Genomic DNA, 8,372 nt, shown 5'->3' on the forward strand with positions numbered 1-8,372 from the left:
TGCCGAGGCCGCTGGTTCATGAATCCCGATTGTCGGGCCTCACGTTTATTGTGCGCGACGGTTCAGATCCCAGACCAGATCCGCTTCCGGAAGCAACGGGAGATACCCCAACCATTTGTGGGAATCTAGGTGCTCCTGGCTTTGTTGCAACTTGCGGCTATGCTCCTTGATCGGCGGGACGATGTCCTTGATGTCGCCTTCCAGGTTCCGAGCTATGCCGTAGTTGGTGGCCTGCATGGCGTAGTTCACGGCCTGTTGACTGGCCTGCTGCGAACGGGCCAGGGTTTCCAGGGCCTTGGCCGGGTTATGAAAGCCGGCGCTGTTTTCCGCGGAGACCCAGTCCCAGAACATGCCGCCCTTGCGGACTCGCTCGCGAGCCTGGATCATCAATTGGTCGAAATCCGGCCGCTTGAAGCCTTCGTATTCACTGGCCAAGCGCACGGCTTCGTGGGCTTTCACCGAAAATTCCTGAGCAGCCAGCAGTTGATCCCAAGTCCGCTTCTGGGTGTAGATCACCCGTTCCTTCAGGTACTCTGGGGATTTATCCGCATGGCACTGACCGCAGGCGCTCTTGATCATTTCCGGAGATTTCAGTGGGGAGGTCCAGCGGTGCGAGGAAATCTTCTTCTTCCCGTCCAGTCGACGATAATTCATGTGGCAGTCGGCACAGGCCACGCCGGCCGCCCCATGCGGGCCGTCATACCAATTTTCGTACTCGGGGTGCTGGATCTTGATCATTGGCGTGTCGGAAACCGTGTGGGTCCAGTCGATGAAATGGCCTTCAAACCCTTCGCGGGTCGTAGAGCCGTGATCCTTGTAGTATTCGTAGACATTCTCCGGATCCATGCCCAGGTCCCAAGGAAAGATCGGCTTGGCCGGAGCACCGAACTTCTTGTCCTGGAAATAGTATTCCACGTGACACTGGGCGCAGACCAGGGAACGCATCTCGTTGCGTGAGGCTTCCCGCCAATCCTTGCCCTGGCGCTTCAGGGCCTCGTCCAACGGGACGCTGGTGATCCGTAGGTCCATGTTTTCCGGATCGTGGCAGGTGGCGCAACCGATGGTATGGTCGTCCATGTCCACTTCCTCGCGAAACTGGTGGAATTCCATGGCCCAAAAATCGTCGCCGTACTCGGGAATCCACTCCACCATTTTGGTGGTCTTGCAGTTGTAGCAGGTGGACGGCAGCCCGGCTTGCTCGCTGTAGCGGTTGATCCGGTCGATGTCCAAAACGTCGTGCAAGGCGTAGGTATGCCCGCGGGCCCGATTGTATTCGTAGCTGAAGGGATAGCCCATCCAAAGGTTTTTCAGATAGGGCTGACAGTATTTCCAGCCTTTGGGCGGATCCTCGCACAAGTGTTTTTCATGGGGGATCGAGCCGGAATACTCGGTCATCTGGCTATCGTCGTTGTTTTCCAGAAACGTCCGGTAATGAACGGGGAAAAACTCTTCAAACGCGCTGTTCTTGATTTCCGTGGCCGCCAGCGTGGTCGTGTAAGACGGCGTGACCGGCTCAGACACCTCGGTACAGCTCACCAGAACCAAGACTCCAAGGACCACGGCCGCGCAACAGGCTGCGACAAGCATTTTATTCATCTGCCACCCTCCTTTCGGAAATCGGTAGTTTGGACATGTGCGGCACGGAGCGATGACAGTCCGTGCAGTACGGCTTGGCTTCGACCATCTTCTCGGAAACGTTCAAAATCGTCATGGAGTGACACCGGATGCAGCTGTCGTTGACCACGTCCTTGGTTTTGTCCGTTGTGTGGATGACGTCGAAAACATCTCCCAACGTGTTTTGATAAAAATCCTTGGTCCCAGCTCTGGCCTTGAATACAATCTTGGACACCCCCGTCTCCGGGGCATGGCATTCGTTGCAGGCCAGGTTGGCGTGGGGCGAGACTTGATGCGTCCGAACGGCCTCGTACATCACGTGGCAACCGCCGCAGAACTCCGGCTGATCCGTGACCTTCATGGAAAAGGCCATACCGGCATACAGCCCGGCACCGACGAGCAGCAGCACGAGTACGGCCACCTTCCCTCTACCGGGGGGTTGTACCATGATCCACCTCCAAGGATGACGGGTGAAATGATTCTCATGCCTATTGACAAAAGCAGACGACTCAATTTCAGTTTATTCAATACTAAGCATGAAACAAAAATGTAGGTCAAGGAGAAATTTAGTATCGAAAATTTGGTACAAACCATTTTACCCTCTATTTCACTCGGCCATTTTTCTCGTTGGATATTTTGACAAACTTCCTCTGGTCCTGGGGAGCCAGGGGCACCCGCCGGGCTTGTTAGGCGCGCCGATCTTCGGCAAAGTAGCAAGCGAACGTATTGGCTTACATACTGGCACATGCTCCCCAGCGCACCGTCTTTCCAGACTTTTTCAAAGCCAGGAGAAATCACCATGTACCGTCCGTTGCCCACCCCGGATGAAATGGCCCTTTGGGACGCCGCGGCCCAGCGCGACTACGGCTTGTTGCAGGAACTGCTCATGGAAAACGCCGCCCGAGAGGCCTTGGGCGTGCTGCTCCAAGAATACGGACCGGTGGAGGGAAAACAGGTCGTACTGTTGGCCGGTCCGGGCAACAACGGCGGAGACGCTTTTGCCCTGGCCCGGCATCTGGCAGACCGCGGCGCCCGGGTCAGCACGTTTCACGTCAAGCCGCCCGAGGCCTATACCGGCGCGTCGGCCTACCACCTGGACCTGCTGAACAAACTGCGCCTGCCCTTGGTCCCGTTGCCCGACGCCCACATCGACCATCTGCGCCGACCGGACATTCTGGTGGACGGCTTGTTGGGCACCGGTTTCCAGGGCGAACTTCGACCGGACTATCGGCAATGGGTCGAATACATCAACCGTCTGCCCAAAGAAGTCTTCGTCCTGTCCCTGGACATCCCCACGGGCCTGAACGGGCTGACCGGACGCCCCTCGCCGGTCGCGGTCCGGGCCTCGGCCACGGTCAGCTTCGAGGCAACCAAGCTCGGCGTGGCCTTGCCGGAAGCCACCCTGTTCGTGGGCCGGGAACACGCCCGTTCCATCGGGATTCCGTTTCGGATCAAACAGGCCCAGCCGCCGGGACAATTCCTGTTGGAGCCAAGCGTTATGAGCCTCCTCTCGCACTCGGACGATCTACTGCACAAGGGCACGGCCGGCCATGTGCTGGTGGTCGGAGGGTCTCCAGGGTTGACCGGGGCTCCCCTGCTTTCGGCTCTGGCCGCCCTGCGCTGCGGAGCCGGACTGTCCTCCGCGGCCTGTCCGGCTCAACTGGCGGGTGAAATCAAGGCCGGATGGCCCGAGGTGATGCTCCTGCCCCTGGGCTGCGGAACCTCCTGGAGCCGGGACTGTGTCGACGACCTGTCCGAAGCTCTAGCCCGCTTCAACTCGCTGATTCTCGGCCCGGGACTCGGACGCTCTCCGGAGGCGGCGGCCTTTTGCCAAGCCCTTTTAGCCCTCGACCTGCCTCCTCTGGTTGGCGACGCGGACTTCCTTTACGCTTTGGCCCAAAATCCGGACCTTTTTGCCCAACTTCCGCTGAACTCCATCCTCACCCCCCACCCTGGCGAAATGGCGATGCTCAGCGGGCTGACCATCGAGCAGATCCAGGCAAACCGAATTGAAACAGCTCGGGAGTACGCCCGGAAATGGAACGTCATCCTGGTGCTCAAGGGTGCCGGAACGGTCATTGCTTCCCGCGAAGGGGCCGTGTATGTATCACCATTTGCCTGCTCAAACTTGGCGGTGGGAGGTTCCGGCGACGTGCTTTGCGGCGTCCTGGGCGCCCTGCTGGCCGCCGGACTCGACCCGCTGTCCGCCGCCAACGCGGGCGTGTACTGGCACGGCTTGACGGGTATGGAATTGAGGAAACGCTTTCCCCGGCGAGGCAATCTGGCTCGGGAGATCGCGGATATGCTGCCACATGTAGTGGCCTGAACAATACGGAGCAGAGAGGAGGCGCACAGGATGCGGACAGCCAAGGACATCATGACCCGGGACGTGGTCACCGTTACGCCGGATACGGACGTCAGCGCAGCGGCCAAAATTCTTTTGGAAAAGGACTTCAACGGCCTGCCCGTGCTGGATGAGCAAGGCAAGCTGGTGGGCGTACTCTGCCAAAGCGATCTCGTGGTCCAACAACGTGAATTCCCCTTGCCCTCCTTTTTCACCCTGCTGGGCGGCTTCGTGGCCCTGACCTCCCTGAGCCAACTCCAGCGTGCCGTGGACAAAATGGCCGCCACCAAGGTCAGCCAGGCCATGACCCCCGATCCGGTCAGCGTCTCCCCGAATACGCCGGTCAACAAGCTGGCCGACCTGATGGCCGAAAAGAAATATCACACTATCCCGGTGCTGGAAGAAGAAAAACTGGTCGGCGTGGTGGGCAAGAAGGACATTCTTCGTCTTCTGGCCAGTTCTGAGGAATAACTCAATCAGATCCAAGCCAATCGTGTATCCCGCCTCAAACCGAGGCGCGCGCCCAATGCCTTCACCGTCAACTCCGCTTCATCTGTACCTCAAGGATAGCGACGCCACCATTGCCCTTGGCGTCAGCTTCGTCGAGGTCATGCGCGCCTTGGGCGTGTATCCGGCGCTCTTGCTGGACGGCGAGTTGGGGGCTGGGAAGACCACGTTCACCCGGGGCGCGGTTCAGGCCCTGCCCGGCGGAGATGAGGCCGAGGTGGCCAGCCCCAGCTTCAATTACCTGAACGTCTACCCCACCGAGCCGGAGACGTATCATTTCGACTTTTACCGACTGCAAGGCCGGGGGGTGGACGACGAATTATTCTGCGCCCTGCACGAACCGGCCCGGCTGATCATCGCGGAATGGACCGCGTATTGTCGGCCCGACGACCTGCCGGCGGACCATCTGGGCGTGCGGTTCAGCGTGGTCCCGGACGGTCGTCAAGCCGCGGTCCAGGCCCACGGAACCATGGCCGAGGCAGTGCTTCGGCGGTTGCGGGACCTGCTGCCCACGCATTATTTTTTTCACGACGCCCTGCAAGGAGGAGATCCGAGATGCGGATCGTAGTTCAAAAATTCGGCGGCACGTCCGTGGCCAACCTGGAGTGCATGCGCCAGGTCATGGCCAAAAACCAAAAAGTCCTGGACCAGGGGGCCAAGCTGGTCGTGGTTCTCTCGGCCATGGCTGGTGAAACCAACCGCCTACTGGGCATGGCCAAACAATGGAGCACCCGACCCGACCCCTGGGAGATGGACGCATTGGTGGCCACCGGAGAGCAGGTCTCCGTGGCTCTTTTCGCCATGCTGCTCAAGGATCACGGTATCCGGGCCCGGTCCGTGCTCGGCCATCAGGCTGAAATCCTGACCGACTGCTCCGCGGGTCGGGCCAGGATTCTAGGAATCAACACCGAGCGACTCATGGAACTGCTGGAAAAGCACGACGTCCTGGTGGTCGCGGGGTTTCAGGGCTGTGACATTCGCCAACGGATCACCACCTTGGGTCGGGGAGGCTCGGACACCTCGGCCGTGGCCATGGCCGCCGCGTTGCATGCTGATCTGTGTGAAATCTTCACGGACGTGGACGGCGTGTACACCACGGACCCGAACATCTGTCCCAAGGCCCGCAAGATCAACCGGATCACCTATGACGAGATGCTGGAAATGGCCAGCATGGGGGCCAAAGTGCTCCAAATCAGGTCCGTGCAATTCGCCAAAAAATATTCGGTCCCGGTGCATGTCCGTTCGACGTTTTCCGATGAACCGGGAACCATTGTCACCAAGGAGGAAGAAGGCATGGAAGAAGCGCTGGTGTCCAGCATCGCCTACGACAAGGATCAGGCCAGGGTCACCCTGATGGACGTGTACGACGAACCGGGCGTGGCGGCGACGATCTTCGCGCCCATTTCCGACGCGGACATCGTCGTGGACATGATCGTCCAGAACCCCAGCCGGGAAGGCCGCACGGACATGACCTTCACCGTGCCTCGGGGCGACCTGGACGGGACCATCCGCATCCTGGAGCGTCTGAAAACCGAGATCGGCGCCCCGGCCGTGGTATCCGATGCCCATGTCAGCAAGGTCTCCATCATCGGCGTGGGCATGCGCAACCACTCCGGCGTTGCGGCCATGGCCTTCACGGCATTAAAAAACGAAGGCATTAACATCCTGATGATCAGCACATCGGAAATCAAAATTTCCATCTTGTTGGACGAAAAATACACCGAGCTGGCCGTGCGCACCCTGCACGAGACCTTTGGCTTGGACAAAACGGAAGCCTCTCTTCACTGTGAGCAGACATGACCACCATCAGCATCTACGACACCACCTTGCGCGACGGGGCCCAGTCCGAGGACCTGCACCTCTCCACAGAGGACAAGATCCGCATCGCCCGGAAACTGGACGAGCTGGGCATTGCCTACATTGAAGGCGGCTGGCCCGTATCCAACCCTACGGATCTGCTTTTTTTCAAGGACATCAAGAATTACGACCTGAAAACCGCCCGGGTGGCCTGTTTCGGCAGCACCCATAACCCCAAGGGCACTCCGGGCAATGACCCCAATCTGAAGGCCGTGCTCCAGGCGCGGACCGAGGTGGTCACCCTGTTCGGCAAGACTTGGGACATCCACGTCCAGGAGGCCCTGCGCACCACTCTGGAGCACAACCTGGAAATCATCGCCGGCTCGCTGGCTCATGTCCGCCCGGAGGTCAAGGAGCTGTTTTTCGATGCCGAACACTTCTTCGACGGCTTCAAGGCCCAACCCGAGTACGCGCTGCATTGCCTGCGCAAGGCCTGGGAGGCCGGTGCGGACATCCTGGTGCTCTGCGACACCAACGGCGGTTGCCTGCCCCAGGAAATTGGGGAAATCGTGACACGGGTCCAAGAGGCCCTGCCCGAGGCCAAGCTGGGCATCCACACCCACAACGATTCCGAAACCGCGGTGGCCAGCTCGCTGATCGCCGTGAGCAATGGCGCGGTTCAGGTCCAGGGAACCATCAACGGTTACGGAGAACGCTGCGGCAACGCCAATCTCTGTTCCGTGATTCCCAACCTGGAACTGAAGATGGGCTGCGTTTGCCTGCCCGAAGGGCACTTGGCACAACTCACGGCCACTGCCCATTTCGTCTCCGAAGTGGCCAACCTGAAGCCTTTTTTGCGCCAGCCCTTCGTGGGCAATTCCGCCTTTGCCCATAAGGGCGGCATCCATGTCAGCGCGGTGACCCGCAACCCCATGACCTACGAGCACATCCAGCCGGAACTGGTGGGCAACAAACAGCGCATCCTGCTCTCGGACTTGGCCGGACGTAGCAACATCCTGTTTAAGGCCAAACAGTTCGGCTTTCACCTGGAAAAGGACGACCCGTTCGTCTCCGAGCTGTTGGCCGAGATCAAGCAGCGGGAAAGCACCGGCTACGAATACGCCGCGGCCGAGGCCTCCTTCGAGCTGCTCCTGAACCAGACCCTGGGCCGGATGCGCCGCTACTTCTCCCTACTCAGCTTCCGGGTCATCGACGCCCGCCACGAGGACCAGGCCCAGCCTTGGGCCGAAGCCACGGTCATGCTCAAGGTGGGTGGGGTGGTGGAACACACCGCCGCCGCCGGGCAAGGCCCGGTCAACGCCCTTGACCATGCCCTGCGCAAAGCCCTGGAACGCTTCTATCCCAACCTCAAGGAAATGCGCCTCGTGGACTTCAAGGTCCGGGTGCTCTCCGGACGCTCCGGCACGGCCTCCCATGTCCGGGTACTCATCGAATCCGGGGACGCCCATTCCAGTTGGATCACCATCGGCGTGTCCCACAACATCATCGAAGCCAGCTGGCAGGCCCTGGAAGATTCCATGAACTACAAGCTGTTCAAGGACGACCAACGCAAACTGGAGCAGATCACCACGGGGAAATAGGGTGTTTTCCCTGGCATGGCAGAGGCACGGCGCGCCGTGCCCCTGCAACGTGGAAGTATAGCGAAAAGAAAGGGCCGAGGGTGTATCTCCTCGGCCCTTTTTTGATCTTTCGATATTATCCCCAGTTGACTCACAATAAGGCCAAAATCATATTTTTTTCGTCAACCTTGAGACTCACATTTATCGCAATAAATTAATATAATTAACTAAACCTCCATATAGACGGCGAGATGGGGCGACCATGGAATTCTCTTCGGTAACAAGTTGGCAGTATCCCAACCAGTTTCACACAGGAGTTTAACAGATTGAACGTCATTTTTTTTGAAAACGCAAGTGATTTCGGTGTGTTAAGTCGCCAATTCCTGTAAGACCCCACTGCTCACTCCGTAGCCCATGGCCTTCAGTATCTGGGCCTGGGCGTCGCTTGGTTCCTCAAGCTTGCGGGTCGCTTTTCGTGCCCCGGCATTCCAACAAAGACATGAATGGAGTGTGCGCATCTGCTGCATTGT

Annotated in this window: 7 protein-coding genes; 5 read left to right on the plus strand and 2 right to left on the minus strand. The window is 59.2% G+C overall.

What is annotated here, in order from left to right; genetic code table 11:
• Window positions 1-45: 45 nt before the first annotated feature.
• Together C6366_RS03735 and C6366_RS03740 are read right to left on the minus strand one after the other, a co-directional pair.
• Window positions 46-1,596, minus strand: coding sequence for an ammonia-forming cytochrome c nitrite reductase subunit c552 (locus C6366_RS03735; protein ID WP_107735996.1), 1,551 nt, complete (start codon window positions 1,594-1,596; stop codon window positions 46-48).
• The gene (locus C6366_RS03740) at window positions 1,589-2,062 is read right to left on the minus strand and encodes a NapC/NirT family cytochrome c (RefSeq protein ID WP_107735997.1); all 474 of its coding nucleotides are present in this window, start codon (window positions 2,060-2,062) and stop codon (window positions 1,589-1,591) included. Before C6366_RS03740 ends, C6366_RS03735 begins: the two co-directional genes overlap by 8 nt.
• 351 nt (window positions 2,063-2,413) lie before the next feature.
• Between C6366_RS03740 and C6366_RS03745 the strand changes: the two genes are divergently transcribed.
• From C6366_RS03745 to cimA, 5 genes are read left to right on the plus strand one after another with little or no spacing between them, the layout of a single operon-like run.
• Window positions 2,414-3,940 (plus strand): NAD(P)H-hydrate dehydratase, encoded by a 1,527-nt coding sequence (locus C6366_RS03745; protein WP_107735998.1) that lies wholly within the window; start codon window positions 2,414-2,416, stop codon window positions 3,938-3,940.
• Between the two features lie 30 nt (window positions 3,941-3,970).
• Complete coding sequence (locus C6366_RS03750) at window positions 3,971-4,429, plus strand: CBS domain-containing protein (RefSeq protein WP_107735999.1); 459 nt, start codon at window positions 3,971-3,973, stop codon at window positions 4,427-4,429.
• A 55-nt stretch (window positions 4,430-4,484) separates the two neighbouring features.
• Window positions 4,485-5,033: a tRNA (adenosine(37)-N6)-threonylcarbamoyltransferase complex ATPase subunit type 1 TsaE gene (tsaE, locus tag C6366_RS03755; RefSeq protein ID WP_107736000.1), complete on the plus strand. Its 549-nt coding sequence runs from the start codon at window positions 4,485-4,487 to the stop codon at window positions 5,031-5,033.
• Complete coding sequence (locus tag C6366_RS03760) at window positions 5,021-6,265, plus strand: aspartate kinase (RefSeq protein ID WP_107736001.1); 1,245 nt, start codon at window positions 5,021-5,023, stop codon at window positions 6,263-6,265. The genes tsaE and C6366_RS03760 overlap by 13 nt, the downstream gene beginning before the upstream one ends.
• Entirely contained in the window at window positions 6,262-7,863 is a 1,602-nt protein-coding gene (cimA, locus tag C6366_RS03765; protein WP_107736002.1) for a citramalate synthase, read from the plus strand. Before C6366_RS03760 ends, cimA begins: the two co-directional genes overlap by 4 nt.
• The last annotated feature ends 509 nt before the right edge of the window (window positions 7,864-8,372 follow it).

This window comes from Desulfonatronum sp. SC1 (assembly GCF_003046795.1).
GTDB lineage: Bacteria > Desulfobacterota > Desulfovibrionia > Desulfovibrionales > Desulfonatronaceae > Desulfonatronum.

Coding starts and splice junctions, on each gene's coding strand:
- C6366_RS03745 (WP_107735998.1), top strand. CDS start 2,414: ATGTACCGTCCGTTGCCCACCCCGGATGAAATGGCCCTTTGGGACGCC.
- cimA (WP_107736002.1), top strand. CDS start 6,262: ATGACCACCATCAGCATCTACGACACCACCTTGCGCGACGGGGCCCAG.
- C6366_RS03740 (WP_107735997.1), bottom strand. CDS start 2,062: ATGGTACAACCCCCCGGTAGAGGGAAGGTGGCCGTACTCGTGCTGCTG.
- C6366_RS03750 (WP_107735999.1), top strand. CDS start 3,971: ATGCGGACAGCCAAGGACATCATGACCCGGGACGTGGTCACCGTTACG.
- tsaE (WP_107736000.1), top strand. CDS start 4,485: ATGCCTTCACCGTCAACTCCGCTTCATCTGTACCTCAAGGATAGCGAC.
- C6366_RS03735 (WP_107735996.1), bottom strand. CDS start 1,596: ATGAATAAAATGCTTGTCGCAGCCTGTTGCGCGGCCGTGGTCCTTGGA.
- C6366_RS03760 (WP_107736001.1), top strand. CDS start 5,021: ATGCGGATCGTAGTTCAAAAATTCGGCGGCACGTCCGTGGCCAACCTG.